Below are 24,943 nucleotides of genomic sequence, written 5' to 3'. Positions count from 1 at the left end.
CCGGGGGTGGGCCCCGGGCGGCCCACGGGGGCCGGACGTCACGGACCGTGACGGTAGGCTCGACGCAGGGTGTGCCGGGAAGTCTGGTCGGCGTCCGTTCCGCGACCCCTGGAGCCTCATGACCACCCCGACGCCCTCCCCCCAGCGCGGCCGCCTCTTCGTCCGCCCGTCGCTGCTCGAGAACACCCGCATCGCCGAGGTGCTCCGCTCGGAGACCACCGGCGGCATGCTGCTGATCGTCGGCGCGCTCGTCGCGATCGTGTGGGCCAACACCCCCTGGGCCGACGTGTACGAGGCGGCGCGCGACTTCCGCGTCGGGCCGGAGGCCCTGCACCTCGACCTGACCATCGGCACCTGGGCCGCCGACGGCCTGCTGGCGATCTTCTTCTTCGTCGCGGGCCTCGAGCTCAAGCGCGAGTTCGTCGCCGGTGACCTCCGCGACCCGCGCCGCGCGGCCGTGCCCGTCGCAGCCGCGGTCGGCGGCATGGCCCTGCCCGCCGTCGTGTACGTCGGGTGGAACCTCCTCCACGACGGCGAGCTGGCCGGCTGGGCGATCCCCACCGCCACCGACATCGCCTTCGCCGTGGCGATCCTCGCGGTGATCAGCACCCACCTGCCCGCGGGGCTGCGCACCTTCCTGCTGACCCTGGCCGTGGTCGACGACCTGCTGGCCATCACGATCATCGCGCTCTTCTACACCGACGAGCTGCACCTGCCGTTCCTCGCGCTGGCCCTGGTGCCGCTCGCCGCGTTCGCGTTCCTCGTCCAGAAGCGGGTCCGCTCCGGCTTCCTGCTCGTGCCGCTCGCCCTGGTCACCTGGGTGCTGGTGCACGAGTCGGGCGTGCACGCGACGGTCGCCGGCGTGCTGCTCGGCTTCACCGTCCCGGTGCTGCGCCGCGACGGGGGCGACGGCCCCGGGATGGCCGAGCACCTCGAGCACGTCGTACGACCGCTCTCGGCCGGGTTCGCCGTGCCCGTCTTCGCGTTCTTCGCCGCCGGCGTCACCGTCGGCGGAGTCGACGGCTTCCTCGAGGCCCTCCGGGACCCCGTCGCGCTCGGCATCGTGCTGGGCCTGGTGGTCGGCAAGACCGTCGGCATCGCCGGCTCCACCTGGCTGCTGGCCACCTTCACCCGCGCCGACCTCGACGAGGAGCTGTCCTGGGTCGACGTGATCGGCATGGCGATGCTGGCCGGCATCGGCTTCACCGTCTCGCTGCTGATCGGAGAGCTGGCGTTCGGCCAGGGCACCCAGGACGACCACGTCAAGGTCGGGGTGCTCGTCGGCTCGCTGCTGGCCACCGTCCTGGCGGCGCTGGTGCTGCGCGCGCGCAACCGGGTCTACCGGCGGATCTGCGAGGCCGAGGAGCGCGACGCCGACGCCGACGGGGTACCGGACGTCTACCAGCAGGACTGACGACGACTGATCCCCGCCCAGAGGGGTTCTGTAGGGTCAGGGCCACATCTCGACGCAAGGGGAACGAACGAATGTCGCATCCGGTCAGGCCGCCGCAGGACGGCGACCCCACCATCGGTCGTCTCGTCGCCGACGCGAGCCGCGACATCTCGACGCTGGTCTCCAAGGAGATCCAGCTCGCGAAGTCCGAGCTCAAGGTGAGCGTCAAGGCCGGCGGCATCGGCGTCGGGCTGTTCGCCGCCGCGGGCTTCGTCGCGGTGCTGGCGATCATCATGCTCTCGGTCGCGATCGCCTACTTCATCCACTGGGACGACAAGGGCCTCGAGCTGCACTGGGCGTTCCTGATCGTCTTCGGCTTCTACCTGCTCCTCGCCGGCCTGCTCGGCTTCGTCGGCCTGAAGAAGGTCAAGCAGGTGCGTGCCCCCGAGAAGGCCATCGAGCAGGGCCGCGAGATCCCCCGCGCGCTCAAGGGCCAGGCCTGAGCGCTGACCGGCCTGACGGTTTCCCCGGGGAGCCGGGGAAACCGGCACATCTCGGCCGATGCTTCCCCTGAGAAGCGCCGGAATCCCCGGGGAACCGGGGATTCCTGCACCCCGCCGGCTCAGCCCGCGCAGTCGCCGGTCGACACGGCCTCGGTGTTGGTGACGCCGATGCGGCGGGCGTCGGCCACCTGCTCGGCGGTCAGCGCGTAGCCGGTGTCCTTGTCGGTCACCGAGGCCGCGAACACCACGCCGACGACGTCGCCGCGCGAGGAGACGATCGGGCCGCCGGAGTTGCCGGGGCGCACCAGCCCGCGCAGCGAGAAGACCTCGCGGATCACGGTGCCGTCGCCGTAGATGTTGGGCGAGCGCAGCCGCTGCTCGGCACGGATCCGGCCCGGGTTGACGTTGTAGGGCCCGTCCTGGGGGTAGCCCAGGATCGCCACCCCGTCCCTGGGCTGGGCGTCCTCGTCGAAGTCCAGCACCGGCAGCCCGCCGTCGTCGAGCGCCAGCACCGCCACGTCGAGCTCGCTGTTGTAGTAGACGACCTGCGCCGAGACGGTGTCCTCGCCGAGCTCGACCGCCGGCTCCGCGACCCCGGCCACCACGTGGGCGTTGGTCATCAGCCGGTCGTCGGCGTAGAGGAACCCCGAGCCCTCGATCCCGCGGCCGCACCCGTTCGTCCCGCGGATCTTCAGCACGCTGGGCTGGGCGGCCTCGACGTCGGGGTCGCGCAGCAGCCGCTTCGGGCCGGGGCCCACCTCGACGATCCGCTCCGGCGCGAACGGCTCGAGGTAGCGGGGGAAGAACGTCGTCCCGACCACGTTGTTGAACGTGTCGAGCACGTTCCCGGCCGAGCCGGGCAGCGCCCCGTCGACCTTCGCGAGCACCGTCGACCCGCGGACCAGCGGGGTGACCCCGGAGATGGCCGACCCGGAGATCGCGACGCCGAGCGCCCAGGCCACCAGCAGCACGGCCGCCGCGCTGAGCGCCGCGCCGCCGACCGCGTCGATGGCCCGCACCGGCTGCCAGGTGATCCGGTCGCGGATCCGCGCGCCGGCGTACTGCAGGACCGCCTGGCCCAGCGAGGCGGTCAGGATCACGATGAACAGCGCGCCCAGCGACACGACGAGCGAGGGCGCCGCGTCACCGAGGGCGACCGGGGCCAGCCACACGCCGGCCAGACCGCCGAGGAGCAGCCCCGTGGTCGCGAACGCGCCGGTGACGAAGCCCTGCCAGTAGCCGGAGAGCGCGTACGCGAGCACCAGCAGGACCAGCAGCCAGTCCAGCGCGTTCACCGATCGGGCTCCTCGATGTCCAGCATGCCCGCGCGGGCGTTCCGCTGGGTGCGGGAGTCACCTTGCAGCATGTACGCCGGCAGGTCGCGGACCCGCGAGGTGTCCCACGCGCGCGTCCAGCCCAGGTAGTCGAAGAGCCGCGCGATGATCCCGCCGGTGAAGCCCCACAGGATGACGTCGCGCTCGGGGCCGATCAGGAAGCCCGGGCTCGTGTAGCCCACCGGGTGACGCACGGTCACGCGGTTCTCGGGGTCGACGAGGTCCTCGATCGCGGCGTGGTGGATCGCGTGCACCTCGGCCCGGCTCACCACCGAGACCTGCGCGGGCTCGCGCCACCAGCCGACCACCGGGGTGACCGCGAAGTTGCTCGGCGGCAGCCACAGCTGCGGCAGGCACCCCACGACGTCGACCGAGCCCGGCACGACGCCGACCTCCTCCTCGGCCTCCCGCAGCGCCGCCTCGACGACCGACTCCCCCGGGTCGATCGAGCCGCCGGGGAAGGAGACCTGGCCGGGGTGGCTGCGCATGTCGTGCGCGCGCTCGGTCAGCAGCACCTCGCCGCCGCGCGGACCCTCGCTGAAGAGCATCAGCACCGCACCCTCGCGGGCGTCGGAGTCCTCCGGCGGGACGAAGCGGGTCAGGTGGGTGACCTCGATGGTGGAGACGGCCTGCTCGACCGGCCGCATCCAGTCCGGCAGGCCCGGCACCGGCCGGTCGGCGCTCACGCGGGGCCCTGGGTCTTGACCAGGGCGGCCGCTGCCTCGGGATCGGTCGGGCCCGCGCCGTACGCCGGGCACCAGCGCGCGACCGGGCACGCGCCGCACGCCGGCTTCTTGGCGTGGCAGACCCGCCGGCCGTGCCAGATCAGGTGGTGGGACAGCATCGTCCAGTCGCGCTTGGGGAAGAGCGCCCCCACGGCGTGCTCGACCTTGACCGGGTCGGTCTCCTCGGTCCACCCGAAGCGGCGCACCAGGCGGCCGAAGTGGGTGTCGACGGTGATGCCCGGGATGTCGAAGGCGTTGCCCAGCACGACGTTGGCGGTCTTGCGGCCGACGCCGGGGAGCTTGACCAGGTCGTCCAGCCGCGGCGGCACCTCGCCGCCGTGGTCGGCCACGAGCGCCGCGCTCAGCTTCAGCAGCGACTCGGTCTTGGCGCGGAAGAAGCCCAGCGGGCCGACCAGCTGCTCGAGGTGGGCCCGGTCGGCGGCGGCCATCGCGCGGGCGTCGGGGTACGCCGCGAACAGCGCCGGCCGCGCCGCGTTGACCCGCCGGTCCGTGGTCTGCGCGCTGAGCACCGTGACGACCAGCAGCTCGAAGGGGTTGGCGAAGTCCAGCTCGCACCGGGCGTCGGGATAGGTCTCCGCGAGGACCCGGTCGATCTTGCGGGCGCGCCGGACCAGCGCGGTCGGCGACTCCTCGGCTGGCACGGCGACAAGGGTACGGACCGCCACCGACAGCGCGCCCGGAGCACCGGCAACCGCCCATCCTCGCGGGCGACCCGCCGTGCCGATGGTGCTTGTGAGGAACGGCACTGAGTAGGATTCCCGAGGACGCGACCCATGCCCGGTGGATCGCCGAGGAGGAGGACCCGTGGACAACGACGTACTTCGTCAGGCGCCGCTGTTCAGCGCGCTGGACGACGAGGCGGCGACGGCGCTGCGGGCGTCGATGTCGGAGAGCCGGCTGCGCCGCGGGGACGTGCTGTTCCACGAGGGCGACTCCGGTGACAAGCTCTACATCGTCCTCGACGGCAAGGTGAAGCTCGGCCGCACCTCCTCCGACGGCCGCGAGAACCTGCTGGCGATCCTCGGCCCCGGCCAGATGTTCGGCGAGCTCTCGCTCTTCGACCCGGGTCCGCGCTCGGCGACCGTCACCGCGGTGACCGACGCCTCGTTCGCCTCGCTCTCCCACGAGGACCTCCTGCGCTGGCTCGAGGGGCGCCCCGTGGTCGCCCGCGGCCTGCTCACCCAGCTCGCCGGCCGGCTGCGCAAGGCCAACGACGTCGTGGCCGACCTCGTCTTCTCCGACGTCCCCGGCCGCGTCGCCAAGGCCCTGCTCGACCTCGCCGACCGCTTCGGCCGCACCGCCGACGACGGGGTGCACGTCCACCACGACCTCACGCAGGAGGAGCTCGCCCAGCTGGTCGGCGCCTCCCGCGAGACGGTCAACAAGGCGCTGGCCGACTTCGCCTCCCGCGGCTGGCTCCGCCTCGAGCCGCGCTCGGTGGTCATCATGGACGTCGAGCGCCTGTCCCGCCGCGCCCGTTGAGCCGGGCCTGACCCTCGGGTCAGGACCCCTGACCGTCGAGCCGCCCCGACTCGGCTGGTCAGCGGCCGGCGAGGTGGGCGAGCTGGGCGCGGACCGAGAGCTCCGCGGCGCCCCACAGGACCGGGTCGACGTCGGCGTACACGACCTCGACCACCCGCCGCGGCAGCTCCTCGACCGACACGTCCGCCAGTCCGGCGACGGCCGCCTCGACCTGCGCGAGCCGGTCGCGCCGGTGGCCGATGTAGAAGTCCAGGGCACCGAGCGCGTCCTCGATGACTGGGCCGTGACCGGGCCAGATCGTCCGCGCCTCGGCCCGCTCGGCCAGGGCGTGCAGCCGGTCGAGGCTGTCGAGGTAGGCGCCGAGCCGGCCGTCGGGGTGGGCGACGACGGTGGTGCCGCGACCGAGCACGGTGTCCCCGGTGAGCAGGGCACCCTCCGCGGGCAGCAGGAACGACAGCGAGTCGGCGGTGTGGCCCGGGGTCGCGACGACGTGGACCTCGAGGCCGTCGACCTCCACCACGTCGCCGTCGGCGAGGCCCTCGGACCCGAGCCGGTACGCCGGGTCGAGCGCGCGGACCCCGCAGCCCATCCGCTCGGCGAACTCCCGGGCCGCCTCGGAGTGGTCGAGGTGGTGGTGGGTCAGCAGCACCGCGCCCACCTCGCCGGCCGTCTCCGCGACCGCGTCGAGGTGCTCCAGGATCGAGGGGCCGGGGTCGACCACGACCGAGCGCCGCGCGCCCGGCTCGCGCAGCACCCAGGTGTTGGTGCCGTCCAGCGTCATCAGGTCGGGGTTGGGCGCGAGCACGCACGACCCGCGCTCGCCGAAGGACCCCCCGGCCCAGCCGGTGGCGGAGCCGCTCACGGGCGGCGGCGCTGGGCCACCAGGGGCCGCAGCCGGTCGGGCATGGACAGCGTCCAGGCGTCCCCGAGCGGCTCGACCGACGGGGTGAACATGGCCACCGTCCGCTGCTCGGCCTCGGCCAGCACCTCCGCGGTCGTGCCGTGGGTGCCCACCTCCAGGCACGTGAGGTACGTCGGCGGCAGCATCGCCAGCTCGCCACCGTCCGCCTGGTCGGCCGCGACGGCCGCCGGCAGCCAGGTGACCGAGGAGGACTCGGTCGAGACGTCGCGCGTGCGCTGCCCCTCGGGCAGGAGCGCCACGAAGAACCAGGTCCGGTAGCGCTTGGGCTCGAAGACCGGCGTGAGCCACCCGTCCCAGGTGCCGAGCAGGTCGGTGCGGAGCACCAGCCCGCGGCGGTTGAGGAAGTCGGTCATCGCGAGCTCGCGCGACTCCAGGGCGACCCGGTCGGCCTCCCAGTCCTCGCCGGTCGTGTCGGCGACCACCGTCTCCGCGGACTCCCCGGCGAGGAGCACGCCGGACTCCTCGAAGGTCTCGCGCACCGCCGCGCACACCAGCGCCCGCGCCAGCTCCTCGTCGGTGCCGAGCCGCCGGGCCCAGTCGGCCGCGTCCGGGCCGGCCCAGGCGACGGAGGCGTCGAAGTCGCGCTGGTCCACGCCGCCGCCGGGGAAGACCGCCATGCCGCCGGCGAAGTCCATCGACACCTGCCTGCGCAGAAGGTAGACCTCCGGTCCCGCGGCCGAGTCGCGCATCAGGACCACGGTCGCCGCGTCGCGCGGCTGCACCGGGACGCGCGTGCCGTCGTCGTACTCCCGGGCGACGTCGAGCAGGTGCTCGGGCAGCGGGACCGGCGGCAGCGGGATCCTCATGCGCCCGGACGGACCGCGACGACGACCTCGACCTCGACCGGCGCGTCCAGCGGCAGCACCGGCACGCCGACCGCGGACCGGGCGTGGACGCCGGCGTCGCCGAAGACGTTGCCGAAGAGCTCCGAGGCGCCGTTCGCGACCCCCGGCTGGCCGGTGAAGTCGGGCGTGGAGGCGATGAAGGCGGTCACCTTGACGACGCGCTCGACGTTCGCCAGGTCACCGACCTGCGCCTTGATCGCGGCGATCGCGTTGAGGGCGCACTGCTGGGCGCAGGCGTAGGCCTCCTCGGCGCTGACCTCCCCGCCGACCTTGCCGGTCACCAGCAGCTCGCCCTGGCGCATCGGCAGCTGGCCCGAGGTGAAGACCTGGTCGCCGGAGCGGACGGCCGGGACGTACGCCGCCACCGGCGCCGCGACCTCCGGCACCTCCAGCCCCAGCTCGACGAGCCGCTCCTCGGGGGTCGCGCCCACGGCTCAGCCCTCGACCGGGCGCTTGAAGTAGCCGACGAGGTTCTCCGGGCTCATCCCCGGCGCGACCTGCACGAGCTCCCAGCCATCGGCCCCGAAGTTGTCGAGGATCTGCTTGGCGGCGTGCGTCAGGATCGGCGCGGTCAGGTACTCCCACTTGGTCATGGGCCGCACCCTACTCGCGGCGCGGTGGGCCGCCGTCGCTCGCGAGTCATCCCCTGGTCGGACGCGCCGACCGGGGCCGCACGCCTAGGGTCGCGGTCGTGAGCACGTCCCTGCCCGACCAGCGGCCGCCGCGCCGTCTGGGTCCGCGGGGGCGTCGCTGGTTCGACCGGCTGCTCGTGCTCGGCCTCCTGGCCCCGCTGGCGCTGGCGGCCTTCGGCGGCGACCTGGCGTTCCTCCTGCTCAGTGCCGCCGCGATCGTCCCGCTGCTGTGGCGGCGCAGCCACCCGGTCGCCGTCTTCTGGGCCGTCACCGCGGTCCACGTGCTGCAGGTCCTCGCGGTCGACGAGCCGGTCCTCGGCCAGGTCGCGTGGCCGGTGGCGGTCTACTCCGTCGCGCGTCACGCCCCGGCCCGGCACGGCTGGGCCGCGCTGGCGGTGAGCGCGCTCGCCGCGGTGACCGCCTCGCTGGACTGGGGCGGCACCGGCACCGACACGCAGTGGTCGACCGTCGTCGCCAACACGATGTTCCTGGGCGCCATCGCCGCGACGGCGTGGGCGCTCGGGACGCTGGGCCGTACGCGCCAGGCGTACGTCGACGCGCTGGTCGAGCGCAGCGCGCGGGTCGAGCGGGAGGCCGCCCAGCAGGTGGCGCTCGCGGGCGCGGACGAGCGCGCGCGGATCGCCCGGGAGATGCACGACGTCGTGGCCCACGGGTTGTCGGTGATCGTGGTGCAGGCCGACGGCGCCCGGTACGCCGCGCGGACCGATCCGGAGGTCGCCGCCCGCACGCTGGAGACGGTCGCCTCGACCGGCCGGGAGGCGCTGACGGAGATGCGCCGGATGCTCGGCCTGCTGCGCGCCGAGGACGACGGCGGCACCCCCGCCCTGCGGCCGCAGCCGGGGCTGGCCGACCTGGACGCCCTGGTGGCCGAGGCACGGACCGCCGGGGCCCGCGTCGAGGCCCGGCTCCCCGACCCCGCGGCCGTGGTGCCCGACGGCGTCGGCCTCACGGCGTACCGCGTGGTCCAGGAGGCGCTCACCAACGTCCGCAAGCACGCCGGCCCCGACGTCGCCGTCCGGATCGAGGTCGCGGTCACCGGCAGCGCGGGCGGGCGGGCCGTCGAGGTGCTCGTGGAGGACGACGGCCGCGGCGCGGCGGCCGCCGACGACGGCCGCGGGCTGGGCCTGCTCGGCATGCGCGAGCGGGTCGGCGCGCACGGCGGCTCGGTCGAGGCGCACGCGCGGACCGGCGGCGGCTTCTCGGTCTCTGCGAGGATCCCCGCGTGACGGCGGCCGAGCGGATCCGGGTCTTCCTGGTCGACGACCAGCAGATGGTGCGCGGCGGCTTCCGGATGCTCGTGGACAGCCAGCCCGACCTCGAGGTCGTCGGCGAGGCCGGCGACGGTGCCGAGGCGCTCGAGCGGCTGGCGGTCACCCGCGCCGACGTGGTGCTCATGGACGTGCGGATGCCCCGGCTGGACGGTGTGGAGGCCACCCGCCGCCTCGCGGAGCGCCCCGACGCGCCGCGCGTGCTGGTGCTCACGACGTTCGACCTCGACGAGTACGCCTTCGCCGCGATCCGCGCCGGCGCCGCGGCGTTCCTGCTCAAGGACGCCGCCCCCGAGGACCTGCTCGGCGCGATCCGCACCGTCCACGCCGGCGACTCGGTCGTCGCGCCGAGCACCACCCGACGGCTGCTCGAGCAGTTCGCGGCCGTCGTGCCCGACCCGCACGCGGAGCCCCGACCGGGTCAGCGGGAGGCGCGGGACGACCGGCTCGCGCCGCTCACCGAGCGCGAGCGCGAGGTGCTGACGCTGGTCGGGCGGGGGCTGAGCAACACCGAGATCGCCGCGGAGCTGGTCGTGGCGGAGACGACCGTCAAGACCCACGTGGGTCGGTTGCTGGCCAAGACCGGCTCGCGGGACCGGGTGCAGCTGGTCGTCCTGGCGTACGAGACCGGGCTCGCGCGTACGACCTGAGTCGTACGCCGGGTCCCGCCCCGGGACCGACGACCCCGACCCCCTCCGGCGGCGAGGCTCGTGCCATGACCACGAGCACCCATCCCCCGACCGCCCCGGACCGGGTCGCGCTGGCCGCCAGCGCACGCGGCCTGACCCGCGTCCACGGCCGCGGCGACGCCGCCGTCCACGCCCTGCGCGGCGTCGACCTGGACCTGCCGGCCGGCCGGTTCACCGCCGTCATGGGCCCCTCGGGCTCCGGCAAGTCGACCCTCATGCACTGCCTCGCCGGCCTCGACGCCCCCACCTCCGGGACCGTCGAGGTGGCCGGGCGGGCGCTCGAGGCGCTGGACGACACCGCGCTGACGCTGTTCCGTCGCGACCACGTCGGGTTCGTCTTCCAGGCCTTCAACCTGCTCCCGATGCTCACCGCCGGGCAGAACATCGCGCTGCCCCTCGAGCTCGCCGGTCGCCGGCTGACCGGGGCGGCGCGCGAGCGGCACGACCTCGTCGTCGACGTGCTCGGCCTGCGCGACCGCCTGGGCCACCGGCCCGCCGAGCTCTCCGGCGGCCAGCAGCAGCGGGTCGCCATCGCCCGCGCGCTGGTCACCGAGCCCGCCATCGTCTTCGCCGACGAGCCCACCGGGAACCTCGACAGCGCCGCCTCCGCGGAGGTGCTGGACTTCCTGCGCCGCTCGGTGCGCGAGCTCGGCCAGACCGTCGTGATGGTGACCCACGAGCTCGACGCGGCGGCGTACGCCGACGACGTGGTCGTGATCGCCGACGGCGCGATCCGCGCCCACCTCGTCGAGCCGTCGGCCGACGAGCTCGTCGCCACCCTGCGGGGCGAGCGATGAGGACCGTGCTCCTGGCCTCGATGCGCACCCACGCGCGGCGCTACGTCGCCGCCGCGGTCGCGGTCGTCATCGGCGTCTCGTTCGTCGTGGTGACCAGCGCGCTGTCGGCCGCCACCAAGGACGGCCTGGTCGCCGGCGTCGGCCTGCCCTACCGGGGGTCCGACGCCGTGGTCTCCCAGATCGCCGCCGAGGACGCCGCGCTGGTGGTGCGCCGTGCCGCGGCGACCGGTGACAGCGCGGCCGTGCTCGGCTTCGTGACCCAGCCGGTGACCGCCGACGGCCGGGTCGTCGGCCAGCGCGTCGACCTCGCCCCGATCGCCGACGACGAGGCGCTGCGCTGGCAGGACCTGCGGGAGGGCCGCTGGCCCGCCGGGAGCGGCGAGGCGGTCGCCGACCTCAACGACGCCAAGTCCAACGGGCTCGCGATCGGCGACCGGGTCCGCGTGGGCGCCGGCAGCCGCGCGCTCGAGGCGGAGGTCGTCGGTCTCGTCGACAGCCCCTCGGCGTCGGCCGGCGCAGCGCTCTACCTCCCCTGGGCCGACCTCGAGCCCTGGACGTCGAGCCTGTACGTCGACGGCGTGGCGTACGCCGGAGACGGCGCCCGGGCGGCCGCGCGCGGCACCTCGGCCACCGTGCAGCCGACCGACGAGTTCGTGCAGGAGCGGCAGGCCGAGATCACCCAGGAGGTGGACGTGATCGCGATCGTGCTGCTGGTGTTCGCGGCCATCGCGCTGTTCGTCTCGGTGCTGGTCATCGCCAACACCTTCTCCATCCTCTTCGCCCAGCGGCAGCGCGACCTCGCGCTCCTGCGCTGCGTCGGCGCGACCCGCCGCCAGCTCCTGCGCTCGGTCCGCCTCGAGGCCGCGGCGCTCGGCGTGCTGTCGGCCGGCCTCGGTCTCGTCGTCGGCACGCTGCTGGGCCGGGCCCTCGTCGCGGTCGCCCGGGGACGGCTCCCCGACGGCACGATGGGCGAGGCCACCGTCTCGCCACAGTGGTACGCCGGGGCGTTCGCCGTCGGCCTGCTCGTCACCGTGGTCGCCGCCTGGCTCCCGACGCGCGCGGTCGTCCGGGTCAGCCCGCTGACCGCGCTGCGCCCCGACACCGGCGTCGACCTCCGCACCGGCGCCGGCCGGTTCCGCACCGCGGCGGGCGTGGTGGCCGTCGTGGCCGGCGCCGCCCTCCTGCTCGTCGCGATCGCCGGTCACTCCGTGGGCGTCATGGTCGCCGGCGGCACCCTCGCCTTCACCGGCGTGCTGGTGCTCGGCCCGCTCGTCGTGCCCGCCCTCGTCCGGCTCGCCGGGGCGCCCCTGCGCGGCACCACCGCCCGGCTCGCCACCGGCAACGCCGTGCGCAACCCCCGCCGTACCGCTGCCACGACCGCCTCGCTGCTCGTCGGCGTCACGCTCACCACCGCGGTGCTGACCGGCCTCGCCAGCTCGCGCAGCGCGGTCGCCGACGACATGGACACCTCCCACCCCGTCGACCTGACGCTGACCTCGCCCGCCGACCCGCTCGCCGGCACCCTGCTGCCCGACGTCCGCGCGACGCTCGGGGTCCGCGAGGCGGTCGCGCTGGAGGGCGTCGTGGCGGAGGTCGAGGGCGTCGGCCGCCTCCCCGTCGTCGACCCCGGCCCCGCCGCCGGGGTGATCCGCGACGACACCGTCACCCGGCCCCGCGCCGGCGTGATCACGCTGCCCTACGACGTGCTGCCCGGCGGGGACGTCCCGCGCCGCGTGGACGTCACCGTCGACGGCCGCACCGAGCGGCTCCGGGTCAGCACCGGGAGCGGCTGGGGCGAGGCCGGCCTGGTCTCCTCCGCCACGCTCGCCTCCCTCGGCGGGGACCCGCTGCCGCGGGCGGTGTGGGCCCGCGCGGACGACGGGGCCGACGTGGAGGACCTCACCGGCGACCTCGGGGCCCTGGCGACCAACGCCGGCGCCGACCTCTTCGACGGCCTGGCCGAGCGGGCCTGGGTGGAGCTGCAGCTCGACGTCCTCACCGGTGCCGTGGTCGCGCTGCTAGGGATCGCGGTGGCGATCGCCCTGATCGGCATCGGCAACACGCTCGGGCTCTCGGTGCTGGAGCGGGCACGGGAGAACGCGCTGCTCCGCGCGCTCGGGCTGACCCGGCGCCAGCTGCGCCGGATGCTCGCCGCCGAGGCGGTGCTGCTCTCGGTGGTGGCAACGGTGCTCGGCACCGTGATCGGCGTGGTCTTCGCCTGGGTCGCGGTGCGGACGATGGTCGACGTGGCCGTCGACGACGCCGCCGTGGTGCTGCCCTGGGGCCAGCTGCTGGTGGTGGTCCTCGTCGCGGCCGCCGCCGGGCTGCTCGCGGGCGTCCTGCCCTCGCGCCGGGCCGCGCGGGTCGCCCCCGCGGCCGGCCTCGCGCTGGACTAGCCGGTCAGGGCCTGGCCCGCTGGGGGTAGATCGTCTCCTGGCGGGCCAGCATCGCGACGTACTCCGCGATCTTGCGCTCCCGGGTCTCGGCGCGCTTGACCGCCCCGAGGCGGTGGACCAGCGCGTACCGGTTGCTCTTGGTCAGCACGTCGAACATCGCCTGGGCCCGCGGGTCGGCGGCGACGGCCGCCAGCAGGTCCGCGGGGAGCTCGGCGGTCGAGGGCGGTGCGTACGCCGCCTCCCAGCGCCCGTCGGCCTGCGCCGCCTCCACCGCGGCCCGGCCGGCGGGCGCCATCCGCCCCTCCGCCTCGAGCCGGGCGACGACCCCGACGTTCACCTGCGACCACCGGCTGCTCGGGGTGCGGCGGGTCATCCGCTGCAGCGACGACGCGGCGTCGCGGCTGCGCGCCTGGCCGTCGATCCAGCCGAAGCAGAGCGCCTCGTCGAGCGCGTCGGCGCGGGTCAGCGAGGTGACCTCGCCGCCCTTCTTGGTCAGCACCAGCCAGACGCCGGGGGAATCGGCGTGGTGCTGCTCCAGCCACGCCCGCCACGCGGCGGCGTCGGGGACGAGCAGCTCCTCGAGCTCCTGCTTCGGCCTGGCCACGGGTCAACCCTCCAGGAAGGGGACGTACGGCGCCAGCACGCCGCGCAGCTCGTTGGCCCCGAGCAGCAGGAACAGCACCGCGCAGACGACCAGGCCGGTGTTGGAGAGCCACCCGTTGCGCCACTGCTGCGGCACGTCGGAGTGCGGGAGGGCGCCGGGCCGACGCTTGTTGAGCAGCACGAGCAGCGTGATCGCCAGGAACGGCATGAACAACGCGCCCAGCGCGCCGTAGGCGAGGATCAGCCCCACCGGCTCGTCGAGGAGCAGCAGGAGCATCGGCGGGAACGTCAGCCACAGCAGGTAGCCCTTGAACAGCCGCCCGCCGGTGCGGGTGTCGGGGTGGCCCGACGGCAGGTCGCGCAGGTTCCCGACGAAGTCGGCGAACATCAGGCTGACACCGCTCCACACGCCGATGAGCGAGGAGAACGACGAGGCCCAGAACCCGACGAGGAAGACCGTGCCGAACACCTCGCCGTACCGGTCGGCCAGCACGTCGGAGAGCTGCACGAGCGCCTGGTCGCCGGTCTCGAGCGCGATCCCGGCGGAGTACAGCAGCTCCGCGCCGACCACCAGCATCGACACCACGAAGATCCCGGTGACGACGTACGCCACGCCGTTGTCGATCCGCATCACCCGCATGAAGCGCGGGGTGTGCCAGCCCTTCTCGCGCAGCCAGTAGCCGTAGGCGGCCAGCGTGATCGTGCCTCCGACACCGCCGGCGATGCCCAGCACGTTCACCACGGAGTCGTCGGGGAAGACCGGCCGCAGCCCGAGCAGCACCTCGCCGAGGTTGGGCAGGGTCAGCACCGCTGCCCCGACGACGGTCACGAACATGACGCCCACCAGCGCCGCCGTGATCTTCTCGAACGCCGCGTAGCTGCCGAACCACACCAGCGCCAGGCCGACCAGGCCGAACGCGACCGCGGTCCACCGCAGCGGCAGGTCGGGGAAGAGCGCCACGACCGGCAGCGCCGTCGACGACATCGCGGTGGCGCCGTACACCAGGCCCCAGACCAGGATGTACGGCGCGAAGTACCACGTCGTCCAGCGCCCCAGGCTGCGCCAGCCCTCGAAGATCGTCCGCTGCGTGGCGAGGGAGTAGCGGCCCGCTCCCTCGACCAGCACCACCTTGATCACCGCGCCCAGCACGGCCACCCACAGCAGCGTGTAGCCGAACTTGGCGCCGGCGACCAGCGTCGCCACCAGGTCCGCGGCACCGACGCCGGTCGCGGCGACGACCAGGCCGGGGCCGACGACCTTCCACCGGGGCACGGCGTCGGGCCCGTCGGGGCCGCCGGGCCCGTCGTGCGGGCCGTCGGCAGGGGCTTCGGCGGAGGTCATCGCCGCATCATCACCCGTGCTGCCGGCCGCTGGCTACGCTCGCCCCCATGACCGACTGGCCGCGGGTGCAGCTGCACGTGGTGACCGGGAAGGGCGGCACCGGCAAGTCGACCGTCGCGGCCGCCCTCGCCCTCGCGCTCGCCTCCTCCGGGCGCAACGTGCTGCTGTGCGAGGTCGAGGGGCGCCAGGGCATCGCCCGGATGTTCGACGTCGACCCGCTGCCGTACGCCGAGCGCCGGATCGCCACGGGCCTTCCCGACGCCACCGGAGCGCTCCCCGGCGTGGTGCACGCCCTCCACATCGACCCGGAGGCGGCGCTGCTGGAGTACCTCTCGATGTACTACAAGCTCGGCCGGGCCGGCCGGGCGCTCGACCGGTTCGGGGTCATCGAGTTCGCGACCACCATCGCCCCCGGCGTCCGCGACGTGCTGCTGACCGGCAAGGTCTTCGAGGCGGTGCAGCGCAACAGCCGCAACAAGGGCGCCACGCAGTACGACGCGGTCGTGCTCGACGCCCCGCCGACCGGCCGGATCGTGCAGTTCCTCAACGTCAGCGACGAGCTCGCCGGGCTGGCCAAGGTCGGCCCGGTCAAGAACCAGGCCGACACGATGATGACCCTCTTCCGGTCGCCGCGGACCGCGGTGCACCTGGTGACCGTGCTGGAGGAGATGCCGGTGCAGGAGACCGTCGACGGGATCGCCGAGCTGGAGGCCGCGCAGCTGCCGGTCGGCGGCGTCGTGGTCAACCTGGTCCGCCCGCGCGACCTCGACGCCGAGGACCTCGCCGCCGCCCGGGCCGGCACGCTGGACCGCGGCCGGGTCGCCGCGGACCTGGCCACCGCCGGGCTCGCCGCCACCGACGACCTCGTCGACGGGCTGCTCGCCGAAGCCCACGACCACGCCGAGCGCCGCGCCCTCGAGGACAGCCAGCGGGCGGTGGTGGCCGAGCTGGACCGACCCTCCTACGAGCTGCCGCGCCTGCCGGGCGGGGTCGACCTCGGCGGGCTCTACGAGCTGGCCGGCGAGCTGCGCGCCCAGGGGCTGGCGTGAGCGCGCGCACGCGGGTCGGGCCGCTGAGCAGCCGCGCCGCCGGCGCGCTGGACGTCGACGCGCTCCTCGACGACCGCGGGACCGGGATCATCGTGTGCTGCGGCTCCGGCGGCGTCGGCAAGACCACCACCTCCGCGGCGCTGGCCCTGCGCGCGGCCGAGCGCGGCCGGAAGGTCGTCGTGCTGACCATCGACCCCGCGCGCCGCCTCGCGCAGTCGATGGGCATCGAGATGCTCGACAACACGCCGCGGCCGGTCGCCGGGGTCGACCCCGCGGCGGGTGGCCGACTCGACGCGATGATGCTGGACATGAAGCGGACCTTCGACGAGGTCGTGCTCAGCCAGGCGACGCCGGAGAAGGCCCGGCAGATCCTGGAGAACCCCTTCTACATCGCGCTGTCGAGCTCGTTCGCGGGCACGCAGGAGTACATGGCGATGGAGAAGCTCGGTCAGATCCACGCCGACGCCCGGCAGTCGGGGACCTACGACCTGATCGTCGTCGACACCCCGCCCTCGCGCTCCGCGCTGGACTTCCTCGACGCCCCCGAGCGGCTCTCGAGCTTCCTCGACGGTCGGTTCATCCGGCTGATGCTGGCCCCCGCGCGCGGGCCGGCGAAGCTGATGACCGCCGGGTTCGGGCTGATCACCAACGCGCTCACCAAAATCCTCGGCGGACAGGTGCTGCGCGACCTGCAGACCTTCGTCGCCGCGCTGGACACCGTCTTCGGCGGGTTCCGGGCCCGCGCGCAGAAGACCTACGCGCTGCTGCAGGCCGAGGAGACGGCCTTCCTCGTGGTGGCCGCGCCGGAGCCGGACGCGCTGCGCGAGGCGGCGTACTTCGTCGAGCGCCTCGGCGAGGACCGGATGCCCCTGGCCGGGCTGGTCGTCAACCGGGCCAGCCCCGCGCCCCAGGGCACGGTGTCGGCCGACGAGGCGATGGCCGCTGCGGCGCGGCTGCGCGCGGTGGACCCGACGTCGCTGACCGCGGGACTGCTGCGGCTGCACGCCGACCGCACCCGGATGGTCGAGCGCGAGGCGGTGCTGCGCGAGCGGTTCGCCGCGGCGCACCCGCACGTCGCCACGGCCGTCGTGCCCGCCCTGCCCGGCGACGTGCACGACCTCGACGGGCTGCGCCGGGTCGCCGGGCTGCTCGCGGGCGGCTGAGCGGCTGCCGGATTCCCCGGCCCCCCGGGGAAACCGGCACACCTCAGGGGTTGCATCCCCTGAGAAGCGCCGGGATCCCCTGAGAAGTCAGGGCCCGGCGCCGCGCGCGCCGTACTCCTCAGACGGAGGCGGTGCGGGCGGCCGGCACGGTGGCCGACTGCTCGCGGGCGGTCTCCAGCACCGAGCGCCACGAGGCGTTCGGGCGGCGGCGCAGCAGGGCCCGGCGCTCGCGCTCGGTCATGCCACCCCAGACGCCCCACTCGATCTGGTTGTCGAGCGCCTCCGCGAGGCACTCGGTGCGCACGGGGCACCCGGCGCACAGCTGCTTGGCCTTGTTCTGCTCGGCTCCGCGCACGAACAGCTGGTCCGGCTGCGCCGACCTGCAGGCAGCGCGCGGCGTCCAGTCCTCAACCCACATGATGTCCCCACATCTGTTCCGAGATAGGTGCGCGTCCCCATGACGCCTACCTGGGATGTCCCCTCGGCCTCCAAGGTAAAGCCCACGGGCGGAACCGGTACAGACACGTTCAGCCCAAGTGGCATAGTCCGAAATGACTAGTGCTCCGATGTCAGGCGCGCCTGGGGTGTTCGCGTGCTCGCGTAGCCTGGTGCCATGAGCGAGCAGCGCCCCGAGCACCTGACCCCGGCCAAGGTCGCCTCCCACCTCGGCGTCATGCTCGCCGTCGCGGCCGTCCTGGGCGTGGTGGTCGCCGGGCTGGCGATCCCGTTCGCCGGCGTGGTCGGCATCGGGGCCAAGAACGTCGCCGAGACCATGGACCAGCTGCCCGCGGAGCTGGAGACCGAGGCGCTCGCCCAGCGGACCCAGGTCCTCGACGAGGACGGCGAGACCATCGCCACGCTCTACGACCAGAACCGCGTCAACGTCCAGCTCGCCGACGTGTCGCGGACGATGGTCAAGGCGATCGTCGCGATCGAGGACTACCGCTTCTACCAGCACGGCGCCCTGGACCTGAAGGGCACGCTGCGCGCGTTCATCACCAACCAGGCCAACTCCGGCGTCGTGCAGGGTGGCTCGTCGATCACCCAGCAGCTGGTCAAGCTCACCCTCGTCGACCAGGCGAAGACCAAGAAGGAGCGCCAGGAGGCGACCGACGACAGCTACGCGCGCAAGCTGCGCGAGCTGCGGTACGCCGTCGCGCTGGAGCAGCGCCACAGCAAGGACTGGATCCTGGAGCGCTACCTCAACACCGCCTACTTCGGCGACGGCGCCTTCGGCATCCAGGCCGCCGCGCGCCACTACTTCGGCGTCAACGCCTCGGACCTGAACCTCAAGCAGTCCTCGCTGCTCGCCGGCCTGGTGAAGAACCCCACCGGCTACGACCCCACCAACTCCCCCGACCGCGCCCTCGAGCGGCGCAACGTGGTGCTGGACCGGATGGCCCAGCTCGGCATCGTCAAGGAGAAGCGGGTCGACAAGATCAAGAAGCAGAAGCTCGGCCTGGACACCCAGACCACGCCCAACGGCTGCGTCAACGCCCGGGCGCCGTTCTTCTGCGACTACCTGCTCAACTACCTGCTCAAGGACCCCTCGCTCGGCAAGAACGCCAAGCAGCGCCGGGAGCTGATCTTCTCCGGCGGGCTCACGATCCGCACCACCATCGACCTGCAGGCGCAGGCGGCGGCCGACGAGTCGGTCACCAGCGCGGTCTACCCCGAGTCCCAGGCGATCGGCGGTCTCGCCATGGTCGAGCCGGGCACGGGCAAGGTCCGCGCGATCGCCCAGTCCCGGCCGATGGGCGCCGACCGGTCCCAGGGGCAGACGTACCTGAACTACGTCGTCAACAACAAGTACGGCGGCTCCTCGGGCTTCCAGCCCGGCTCGACGTTCAAGGTCTTCGTGCTCGCCGCGGCGATCGAGCAGGGCCTGCCCACCAACACCGGCTTCAACTCCCCCGAGCAGATGGAGATCCCGGAGTCGGCCTACGAGGACTGCGACGGCGAGCCCTACGGGTACGGCACCTGGTCGGTCGGCAACTCGACGACGTCGGGCTACAAGGACATGTACACCGGCACCCGCGAGTCGGTGAACACCTTCTTCGCCCAGCTCGAGCAGCGCACCGGCATCTGCGAGCCCTACGAGCTCGCCAAGGCCATGGGCGTCGACCTGACCAACCCCGAGGGCAAGGGCGACGGCCTGCCGGAGCGGGTCCCGACGTTCGTGCTGGGCATCCCCGACGCCAGCCCGCTGGAGATGGCCGAGGCCTACGCGACCTTCGCGGCGCGGGGTCTGCACTGCGACGCCCACCCGGTCACCGCCATCGAGGACGCCCGCGGCAACGTGCTCAAGGAGTACGAGCCGGAGTGCCAGCAGGTGATGGAGGAGACCACCGCCGACGCAGTCAACGACATCCTCCGCGGCGTCATCGAGGGCGGCTTCGCCTCCGCCCAGGCCCTCGGCCGCGACGCCGCCGGCAAGACCGGCACGACGCAGAACGGCCAGGCCGTGTGGTTCGTGGGCTACACCCCGAACATGGCCGCCGCCGCGATGATCGCCGGCGCGAACGAGTCGGGCACGCCGCTGAGCCTCGAGGGCGTCAGCACCGGCCCGACGACGATCTACGGCGCCTCCGGCTCGACGTACGCGGCACCGGTCTGGGGCGGCGCGATGCGCGGGATCCTCGACGAGCTGCCGGTCGAGTCGTTCGTCCCGCCGTCGTCGACGACGACCTACTCCACCAGCGACGACTTCGGGGACGACGACTTCGGGGACGACGACTTCGACGAGTGACCCGGCGGGTACGCCGTCAGCCGAGCTGGCGGCGTACCTCCGCGGCGACCGCGGCACCGTCGGCGCGGCCCTTGACCTGCGGCTGCACGACGCCCATGACCTTGCCCATGGCCTTCATCCCCTCGCCGGCGGCGCCGGTGGACTCCACCGCCTCGGTGACGATCCGCGAGATCTCCTCCACCGAGAGCTGCTCGGGCAGGTAGTCGGCCAGGACCTTCGCCTCGGCGCGCTCCTTGGCGGCCATGTCGGTGCGCCCACCGTCGTCGAAGGCGATGGCGGCCTCGCGGCGCTTCTTCGCCTCGCTGGAGAGCACCCCGACGACCTCCTCGTCGCTCAGCTCGCGCTGCACCTTGCCGGCCACCTCGGCGTTGGTGACGGCCGTGAGCACCATCCGCAGGGTGGAGGAGCGCAGCTCGTCACGCGCCTTCATCGCGGTGGTCAGGTCGGTGCGCAGGCGGTCCTTGAGCTGGCTCATGGGGTCATTGTGGCAGCCTTGCGCAGATGAGCCCGCTCCCTGCCGCAGGCCGCTCGCTGGCCGCCGTGACGGGGGCGGGCGCGCTCCTCGGCGCCGGCCTGGCGACGTACGCCGCGTGCGAGGCGCGGGCCTACGTCCTGCGGCGGGTGGAGGTGCCGCTGCTGCCGCCGGGGCACCGCCCGCTGCGGGTGCTCCACCTCAGCGACCTGCACGTGACGCCGGGGCAGCGCCGCAAGCTGGAGTGGATCGCGGGCCTCGCCGACCTCCGCCCCGACCTCGTGGTGGACACCGGCGACAACCTGGCGCACCGCGACAGCGTGGGCCCGCTGCTCGACGCGCTCGCCCCGCTGCTCGCCGTGCCGGGCGTCTTCGTGATGGGCTCCAACGACTACTTCGAGCCGACGATGCGCAACCCCGTGCGCTACCTGCTGCCCGACGACGGTCGCCGCCACACGGACACCCCCCAGCTGCCCTGGCGAGACCTCGCCGGCGCCTTCACCGGCGCGGGCTGGCTGGACCTGACCAACCGCACCGGCACGCTGGCCGTGGGTGGCACGACGTTCGGCTTCGCCGGCGTCGACGACCCGCACCTGGGCTACGACCGCCTCGACGACGTCACGGGGGTGGCGGGCGCTGACCGGCACGCCGACGTCCGCCTCGGCGTCGCGCACGCGCCGTACCTGCGGGTCCTGGACGCCTTCGCGACCGACGACTGCGACGCCGTCCTCGCCGGGCACACCCACGGCGGCCAGGTGTGCCTGCCGGGCGGGCGCGCCCTCACCACGAACTGCGACCTCGAGCCGGCCCGCGCCCGGGGCCTGCACCGCCACCCCGCGGACTCCCGGCCCGGCGACCCCGGCTCGGCCTGGCTGCACGTGAGCGCGGGCCTGGGCACCAGCCCCTACGTCCGGTTCCGCGTCGCCTGCCGCCCGGAGGCCACCCTGCTCACGCTGGTGCCGCAGGAGGCCCCCCGCCGCTGAGGTGGCGGTCACCTGGAGGTCACGTGGCGGCCACCACCGGCCCGATTGGGGCCGGCCGGCGGTGCTCCGGTATGCTCCGGTGCTCGTGAGCCCGGTGATCCCGGACTCGCGGATCGGGCTGTGGCGCAGCTTGGTAGCGCGCCTCGTTCGGGACGAGGAGGCCGCAGGTTCAAATCCTGTCAGCCCGACAGCAGAGGGCCCGGAACCCAGGAACACCTGGGATCCGGGTCCTTCGCCGTTCCCCGGCCCTCGCCGCGTGACAGACTGGCGGGCATGACTGAGGACCGCGACAAGGACGCTCCGAGCCTGGAGCCGCCCCGCCTGTTCGGTCGCAAGCGCCGGCAGAAGGACGAGCGGCCCGCCGAGGTGGTGCCCCCGCAGGTCGAGGACCGTGCGGACGCCGAGCCGACGCTGGTCGACGTGCCCGTCGTCGAGCCGGACCAGACGCCCACCGCAGCGGTGCCGCCCGTGGCGGCGCCGGCGCCCGTCGTGGAGCCCGAGCCGGCCCCGGAGCCGGTCAGGGAGCCGGTCGTGGAGCCCCCGGCCGCCCCGCCGGTCCGGGAGCCCGTGCGGGAGCCCGTCGCGCGGCGGGTGCCGGTCTCGACACCCGCGAGCCCGCCGCCGCCCGCCGAGCCCGCCCCGCCGCTCTTCGTCGAGCAGGCCCTCCGTGAGCCGGCCGACCACGCCCCGGCCGAGCAGGAGCCCGAGCAGCCCGCCGCGCCGCGCGAGCCCTGGGAGCCGTTCGTCACCGGCATGGCCGCCGCCTGCCTCGTCGGGGCGCTCGTCGGCCTCGGCACCGTCGCGCTGACCTGGGCCGGCCTGCGGGCCTGCGAGGTCGCGCAGGGCACCAGCTCCTGCGGCAACCCCGGCTTCCTGCTCCTCCTCGCGATCCTGGTGGCGATGGTGCTGGCGGGCTCCGCCCTGCTCAAGGCGTTCCGCGTGGCCGACCCCGGCTCCACCAGCTTCCTCGCGGTCGGCCTGCTCACCGTCCTCGTCCTGCTGTTCCTCATCGAGGTGCTCTTCAGCTGGACGATGGTCATCGTGATCCCGCTGCTCGCCGTGGGCTGTTTCGCGCTCTCCCACTGGGTCACCACGACCTTCGTCGAGACCGACGCCGACTGAGTCGCGCGCGAGCCGGTCCCGGCCGGGACGCCGCCACGACGACGAACGCCTCCGACCCGAGGGTCGGAGGCGTTCGTGCTGTCGGAGGCCGTCAGCGGGCGGCGACGACCAGCTCGGCGATCTGGACGGTGTTGAGGGCCGCACCCTTGCGCAGGTTGTCGTTGGAGATGAACAGCGCGAGCCCGCGGTCGCCGTCGACGCCCGGGTCCTGCCGGAGGCGACCGACGTACGACGGGTCCTTGCCGGCCGCCTGGAGCGGCGTCGGGATGTCGGCGAGCTCGACACCGGGCGCACCGGCGAGCAGCTCACGGGCGCGCTCGACCGTCATGGCCCGCTCGAACTCCACGTTCAGCGCCAGCGAGTGCCCGGTGAAGACCGGCACGCGCACGCAGATGCCCGAGACCCGGAGGTCGGGGATGCCGAGGATCTTGCGCGACTCGTTGCGCAGCTTCTGCTCCTCGTCGGTCTCGTGCGAGCCGTCGTCGACGAGCGAGCCGGCCATCGGCAGGACGTTGTAGGCGATCGGCCGCGCGTACTTCTGCGGCTCGGGGAACGCGACGGCCTCGCCGTCGTAGGCGAGCTCGCGGGCCTTCTCGCCGGCCGCCAGCACCTGGGTGGCCAGCTCCTCGACCCCGGCGACGCCGGAGCCGGAGACGGCCTGGTAGGTCGAGGCGATCATCCGGACCAGCCCGGCCTCGTCGTGCAGCGGCTTGAGGACCGGCATCGCGGCCATCGTGGTGCAGTTCGGGTTGGCGATGATGCCCCGGCCGGCGTCGAGCACCGGCTGCATCGCGTCGGGGTTGACCTCCGAGACGACCAGCGGGATGTCGGGGTCCTTGCGGAACGCCGAGGAGTTGTCGACGACGACCACGCCGGCCTCGGCGAAGGCCGGGGCGAGCGCGCGCGAGGTGGTCGCGCCCGCGGAGAACAGGGCGATGTCGAGCCCGGACGGGTCGGCGGTGGAGGCGTCCTCGACGGTCACCTCGCGGCCGGCGAACGGCAGGACCGTCCCCGCCGAGCGGGCCGAGGCGAAGAAGCGGACCTCGTCGGCCGGGAAGCCCCGCTCCTCGAGGATCTGGCGCATGGCGACGCCGACCTGGCCGGTGGCGCCGACGATCCCGATCGCGGTCATCGGCCGGTACCGCCGTACACGACGGCCTCGACCTCGTCGGCGTCGAGGTCGAACGCCGTGTGCGTGGCGCGCACGGCCTCGTCGACCTGCGCCTCGTCGACGATCACCGAGATCCGGATCTCCGAGGTGGAGATCATCTCGATGTTCACCCCGGCCGAGGCGAGGGAGGCGAAGAACTTCGCGGTGATGCCCGGGTGCGAGCGCATCCCGGCGCCGATCAGCGAGACCTTGCCGATCTGGTCGTCATAGAGCAGCTTCTCGTACCCGACCTCGTCCTGGATCCGCGCCAGCGCACCCATGGCGGCCTGGCCGTCGGTGCGGGGCAGGGTGAAGGAGATGTCGGTGAGGCCGGTGGCGGCCGCCGAGACGTTCTGCACGACCATGTCGATGTTGACCTCGGTCGCGGCCAGCGTCTCGAAGATCCGAGCCGCCTCGCCCACCTTGTCGGGCACGCCGACCACGGTGATCTTGGCCTCGCTGCGGTCGTGCGCGACGCCGGAGATGATCGCCTGCTCCATGGGCTCTTCTCCCTCTCGGGGCTCGGGGATGATCCAGGTCCCCTCCTTCTGGGAGAAGGAGGACCGGACGTGGACCGGCATGTTGTAGCGGCGGGCGTACTCGACGCACCGCAGGTGGAGGATCTTCGCGCCGGACGCCGCCATCTCGAGCATCTCCTCGGTGGAGACCCGGTCGAGCTTGCGCGCCGCGGGGACGATCCGCGGGTCGGCGGTGAAGACACCGTCGACGTCGCTGTAGATCTCGCACACGTCGGCCCCGAGGGCGGCGGCCAGCGCGACGGCAGTGGTGTCGGAGGCGCCGCGACCCAGGGTGGTGATGTCCTTGGTGTCCTGCGAGACGCCCTGGAAGCCCGCGACGATCGCGATCGCCCCGTCGCGGATCGCGGCCTCGATCCGGCCGGGCGTGATGTCGATGATCTTGGCCTTGCCGTGGGCGGAGTCGGTGATCACGCCGGCCTGCGAGCCGGTGAACGACTGCGCCTTGTGGCCCAGCTGGGCGATGGCCATCGCGACGAGCGCCATCGAGATCCGCTCGCCGGCGGTCAGCAGCATGTCCAGCTCACGCGGCGGCGGCAGCGGCGAGACCTGCTCGGCGAGGTCGCGCAGCTCGTCGGTGGTGTCCCCCATCGCGGAGACTACGACGACCACGTCGTGGCCGGCCTTGCGGGTGTTGACGATGCGCTGGGCGACCCGCTTGATGCCGGCGGCGTCGGCGACCGACGATCCGCCGTACTTCTGCACGACAATGCCCACGACGACGTCCTCGGGAGTAGGGGGAAAGG

General features: G+C 73.9%; 25 protein-coding genes and 1 tRNA gene. 13 read left to right on the top strand and 13 right to left on the bottom strand.

Features of this window, described 5'->3' with window-relative positions:
* Positions 1-118 precede the first annotated feature (118 nt).
* Positions 119-1,414 carry a Na+/H+ antiporter NhaA gene (gene nhaA, locus AB0N29_RS09190; RefSeq protein ID WP_364865999.1) on the top strand — a complete coding sequence of 432 codons (1,296 nt, stop codon included), beginning with the start codon at positions 119-121 and terminating at the stop codon, positions 1,412-1,414.
* Between the two features lie 71 nt (positions 1,415-1,485).
* Positions 1,486-1,896, top strand: coding sequence for a phage holin family protein (locus AB0N29_RS09185; protein ID WP_302269172.1), 411 nt, complete (start codon positions 1,486-1,488; stop codon positions 1,894-1,896).
* A gap of 119 nt (positions 1,897-2,015) precedes the next feature.
* On the opposite strand, the gene AB0N29_RS09180 is transcribed toward AB0N29_RS09185, so the two are convergent.
* Genes AB0N29_RS09180 through nth form a run of 3 tightly spaced genes read right to left on the bottom strand, consistent with a single transcriptional unit; the run spans position 2,016 to position 4,617 of the window.
* On the bottom strand, positions 2,016-3,191 hold the full coding sequence (locus AB0N29_RS09180) for a MarP family serine protease (protein ID WP_302269171.1): 1,176 nt from the start codon (positions 3,189-3,191) through the stop codon (positions 2,016-2,018).
* Positions 3,188-3,916, bottom strand: a complete 729-nt coding sequence (locus tag AB0N29_RS09175) for a CoA pyrophosphatase (protein WP_302269170.1) — start codon at positions 3,914-3,916, stop codon at positions 3,188-3,190. The genes AB0N29_RS09180 and AB0N29_RS09175 overlap by 4 nt, the downstream gene beginning before the upstream one ends.
* Positions 3,913-4,617 (bottom strand): endonuclease III, encoded by a 705-nt coding sequence (nth, locus tag AB0N29_RS09170; RefSeq protein WP_302269169.1) that lies wholly within the window; start codon positions 4,615-4,617, stop codon positions 3,913-3,915. Before nth ends, AB0N29_RS09175 begins: the two co-directional genes overlap by 4 nt.
* 163 nt (positions 4,618-4,780) lie before the next feature.
* On the opposite strand from nth, the gene AB0N29_RS09165 reads away from it, so the two are divergent.
* Positions 4,781-5,458 carry a Crp/Fnr family transcriptional regulator gene (locus AB0N29_RS09165; protein WP_300950859.1) on the top strand — a complete coding sequence of 226 codons (678 nt, stop codon included), beginning with the start codon at positions 4,781-4,783 and terminating at the stop codon, positions 5,456-5,458.
* 58 nt (positions 5,459-5,516) lie between these two features.
* Here AB0N29_RS09165 and AB0N29_RS09160 read toward each other — a convergent pair whose 3' ends face one another.
* Genes AB0N29_RS09160 through AB0N29_RS09145 form a run of 4 tightly spaced genes read right to left on the bottom strand, consistent with a single transcriptional unit; the run spans position 5,517 to position 7,818 of the window.
* A complete protein-coding gene (locus AB0N29_RS09160; RefSeq protein WP_364865993.1) occupies positions 5,517-6,320 on the bottom strand; it encodes an MBL fold metallo-hydrolase in 804 nt (267 codons plus the stop codon).
* Positions 6,317-7,186, bottom strand: a complete 870-nt coding sequence (locus AB0N29_RS09155) for an NUDIX hydrolase (protein ID WP_364865991.1) — start codon at positions 7,184-7,186, stop codon at positions 6,317-6,319. Before AB0N29_RS09155 ends, AB0N29_RS09160 begins: the two co-directional genes overlap by 4 nt.
* The gene (locus AB0N29_RS09150) at positions 7,183-7,656 is read right to left on the bottom strand and encodes a RidA family protein (RefSeq protein WP_364865989.1); all 474 of its coding nucleotides are present in this window, start codon (positions 7,654-7,656) and stop codon (positions 7,183-7,185) included. The genes AB0N29_RS09155 and AB0N29_RS09150 overlap by 4 nt, the downstream gene beginning before the upstream one ends.
* Positions 7,657-7,659: 3 nt before the next feature.
* Positions 7,660-7,818 carry a hypothetical protein gene (locus AB0N29_RS09145; protein WP_302269165.1) on the bottom strand — a complete coding sequence of 53 codons (159 nt, stop codon included), beginning with the start codon at positions 7,816-7,818 and terminating at the stop codon, positions 7,660-7,662.
* 98 nt (positions 7,819-7,916) lie between these two features.
* Between AB0N29_RS09145 and AB0N29_RS09140 the strand changes: the two genes are divergently transcribed.
* The 4 genes from AB0N29_RS09140 to AB0N29_RS09125 all read left to right on the top strand — a co-directional run bounded on the left by AB0N29_RS09140 (position 7,917) and on the right by AB0N29_RS09125 (position 13,028).
* Positions 7,917-9,104 (top strand): sensor histidine kinase, encoded by a 1,188-nt coding sequence (locus tag AB0N29_RS09140; RefSeq protein ID WP_364865986.1) that lies wholly within the window; start codon positions 7,917-7,919, stop codon positions 9,102-9,104.
* Positions 9,101-9,796 (top strand): response regulator transcription factor, encoded by a 696-nt coding sequence (locus AB0N29_RS09135; protein ID WP_364865984.1) that lies wholly within the window; start codon positions 9,101-9,103, stop codon positions 9,794-9,796. Before AB0N29_RS09140 ends, AB0N29_RS09135 begins: the two co-directional genes overlap by 4 nt.
* A gap of 65 nt (positions 9,797-9,861) precedes the next feature.
* Entirely contained in the window at positions 9,862-10,632 is a 771-nt protein-coding gene (locus tag AB0N29_RS09130; protein WP_364865981.1) for an ABC transporter ATP-binding protein, read from the top strand.
* Positions 10,629-13,028: an ABC transporter permease gene (locus AB0N29_RS09125; RefSeq protein ID WP_364865979.1), complete on the top strand. Its 2,400-nt coding sequence runs from the start codon at positions 10,629-10,631 to the stop codon at positions 13,026-13,028. Before AB0N29_RS09130 ends, AB0N29_RS09125 begins: the two co-directional genes overlap by 4 nt.
* Before the next feature lie 4 nt (positions 13,029-13,032).
* Here AB0N29_RS09125 and AB0N29_RS09120 read toward each other — a convergent pair whose 3' ends face one another.
* A complete protein-coding gene (locus tag AB0N29_RS09120; RefSeq protein ID WP_364865976.1) occupies positions 13,033-13,632 on the bottom strand; it encodes a YdeI/OmpD-associated family protein in 600 nt (199 codons plus the stop codon).
* Positions 13,633-13,635: 3 nt separating this feature from the next.
* Entirely contained in the window at positions 13,636-14,973 is a 1,338-nt protein-coding gene (locus AB0N29_RS09115) for an Nramp family divalent metal transporter (RefSeq protein WP_302269157.1), read from the bottom strand.
* 47 nt (positions 14,974-15,020) lie between these two features.
* Here AB0N29_RS09115 and AB0N29_RS09110 point away from each other — a divergent pair, with 47 nt between their 5' ends.
* Complete coding sequence (locus tag AB0N29_RS09110; RefSeq protein WP_302269156.1) at positions 15,021-16,022, top strand: ArsA-related P-loop ATPase; 1,002 nt, start codon at positions 15,021-15,023, stop codon at positions 16,020-16,022.
* Positions 16,019-17,185 carry an ArsA-related P-loop ATPase gene (locus AB0N29_RS09105; RefSeq protein ID WP_364865971.1) on the top strand — a complete coding sequence of 389 codons (1,167 nt, stop codon included), beginning with the start codon at positions 16,019-16,021 and terminating at the stop codon, positions 17,183-17,185. The genes AB0N29_RS09110 and AB0N29_RS09105 overlap by 4 nt, the downstream gene beginning before the upstream one ends.
* A gap of 118 nt (positions 17,186-17,303) precedes the next feature.
* Here AB0N29_RS09105 and AB0N29_RS09100 read toward each other — a convergent pair whose 3' ends face one another.
* Positions 17,304-17,606, bottom strand: a complete 303-nt coding sequence (locus AB0N29_RS09100) for a WhiB family transcriptional regulator (RefSeq protein WP_364866847.1) — start codon at positions 17,604-17,606, stop codon at positions 17,304-17,306.
* 192 nt (positions 17,607-17,798) lie between these two features.
* Between AB0N29_RS09100 and AB0N29_RS09095 the strand changes: the two genes are divergently transcribed.
* A complete protein-coding gene (locus tag AB0N29_RS09095; protein WP_364865968.1) occupies positions 17,799-19,934 on the top strand; it encodes a transglycosylase domain-containing protein in 2,136 nt (711 codons plus the stop codon).
* 16 nt (positions 19,935-19,950) lie between these two features.
* Here the strand turns inward: AB0N29_RS09095 and AB0N29_RS09090 are convergent, their stop codons facing one another.
* On the bottom strand, positions 19,951-20,409 hold the full coding sequence (locus tag AB0N29_RS09090; RefSeq protein ID WP_302269152.1) for a GatB/YqeY domain-containing protein: 459 nt from the start codon (positions 20,407-20,409) through the stop codon (positions 19,951-19,953).
* A 26-nt stretch (positions 20,410-20,435) separates the two neighbouring features.
* On the opposite strand from AB0N29_RS09090, the gene AB0N29_RS09085 reads away from it, so the two are divergent.
* From AB0N29_RS09085 to AB0N29_RS09075, 3 genes are all read left to right on the top strand, one after another.
* Positions 20,436-21,389 carry a metallophosphoesterase gene (locus AB0N29_RS09085; RefSeq protein WP_364865966.1) on the top strand — a complete coding sequence of 318 codons (954 nt, stop codon included), beginning with the start codon at positions 20,436-20,438 and terminating at the stop codon, positions 21,387-21,389.
* A gap of 114 nt (positions 21,390-21,503) precedes the next feature.
* Positions 21,504-21,577: transfer RNA gene (locus AB0N29_RS09080), tRNA-Pro, on the top strand.
* 85 nt (positions 21,578-21,662) lie between these two features.
* Positions 21,663-22,511 carry a hypothetical protein gene (locus AB0N29_RS09075; protein ID WP_364865965.1) on the top strand — a complete coding sequence of 283 codons (849 nt, stop codon included), beginning with the start codon at positions 21,663-21,665 and terminating at the stop codon, positions 22,509-22,511.
* 91 nt (positions 22,512-22,602) lie between these two features.
* On the opposite strand, the gene AB0N29_RS09070 is transcribed toward AB0N29_RS09075, so the two are convergent.
* Complete coding sequence (locus AB0N29_RS09070; RefSeq protein WP_302269149.1) at positions 22,603-23,643, bottom strand: aspartate-semialdehyde dehydrogenase; 1,041 nt, start codon at positions 23,641-23,643, stop codon at positions 22,603-22,605.
* A complete protein-coding gene (locus AB0N29_RS09065; RefSeq protein WP_302269147.1) occupies positions 23,640-24,914 on the bottom strand; it encodes an aspartate kinase in 1,275 nt (424 codons plus the stop codon). The genes AB0N29_RS09070 and AB0N29_RS09065 overlap by 4 nt, the downstream gene beginning before the upstream one ends.
* Positions 24,915-24,943 lie beyond the last annotated feature (29 nt).

The sequence above is a fragment of the Nocardioides sp. NPDC092400 genome, from assembly GCF_040684155.1.
Taxonomy (GTDB): Bacteria; Actinomycetota; Actinomycetes; order Propionibacteriales; family Nocardioidaceae; genus Nocardioides.
This window is presented reverse-complemented; position numbering and strand designations above follow the sequence as displayed.

Bases quoted from the DNA above. Each gene is read 5' to 3' on its own strand.
- AB0N29_RS09095 (WP_364865968.1), top strand. From the start codon at position 17,799: ATGAGCGAGCAGCGCCCCGAGCACCTGACCCCGGCCAAGGTCGCCTCC.
- AB0N29_RS09145 (WP_302269165.1), bottom strand. From the start codon at position 7,818: ATGACCAAGTGGGAGTACCTGACCGCGCCGATCCTGACGCACGCCGCC.
- AB0N29_RS09115 (WP_302269157.1), bottom strand. From the start codon at position 14,973: ATGACCTCCGCCGAAGCCCCTGCCGACGGCCCGCACGACGGGCCCGGC.
- AB0N29_RS09110 (WP_302269156.1), top strand. From the start codon at position 15,021: ATGACCGACTGGCCGCGGGTGCAGCTGCACGTGGTGACCGGGAAGGGC.
- AB0N29_RS09125 (WP_364865979.1), top strand. From the start codon at position 10,629: ATGAGGACCGTGCTCCTGGCCTCGATGCGCACCCACGCGCGGCGCTAC.
- nhaA (WP_364865999.1), top strand. From the start codon at position 119: ATGACCACCCCGACGCCCTCCCCCCAGCGCGGCCGCCTCTTCGTCCGC.
- AB0N29_RS09075 (WP_364865965.1), top strand. From the start codon at position 21,663: ATGACTGAGGACCGCGACAAGGACGCTCCGAGCCTGGAGCCGCCCCGC.
- AB0N29_RS09085 (WP_364865966.1), top strand. From the start codon at position 20,436: ATGAGCCCGCTCCCTGCCGCAGGCCGCTCGCTGGCCGCCGTGACGGGG.
- AB0N29_RS09185 (WP_302269172.1), top strand. From the start codon at position 1,486: ATGTCGCATCCGGTCAGGCCGCCGCAGGACGGCGACCCCACCATCGGT.
- AB0N29_RS09130 (WP_364865981.1), top strand. From the start codon at position 9,862: ATGACCACGAGCACCCATCCCCCGACCGCCCCGGACCGGGTCGCGCTG.
- AB0N29_RS09070 (WP_302269149.1), bottom strand. From the start codon at position 23,643: ATGACCGCGATCGGGATCGTCGGCGCCACCGGCCAGGTCGGCGTCGCC.
- AB0N29_RS09155 (WP_364865991.1), bottom strand. From the start codon at position 7,186: ATGAGGATCCCGCTGCCGCCGGTCCCGCTGCCCGAGCACCTGCTCGAC.
- AB0N29_RS09090 (WP_302269152.1), bottom strand. From the start codon at position 20,409: ATGAGCCAGCTCAAGGACCGCCTGCGCACCGACCTGACCACCGCGATG.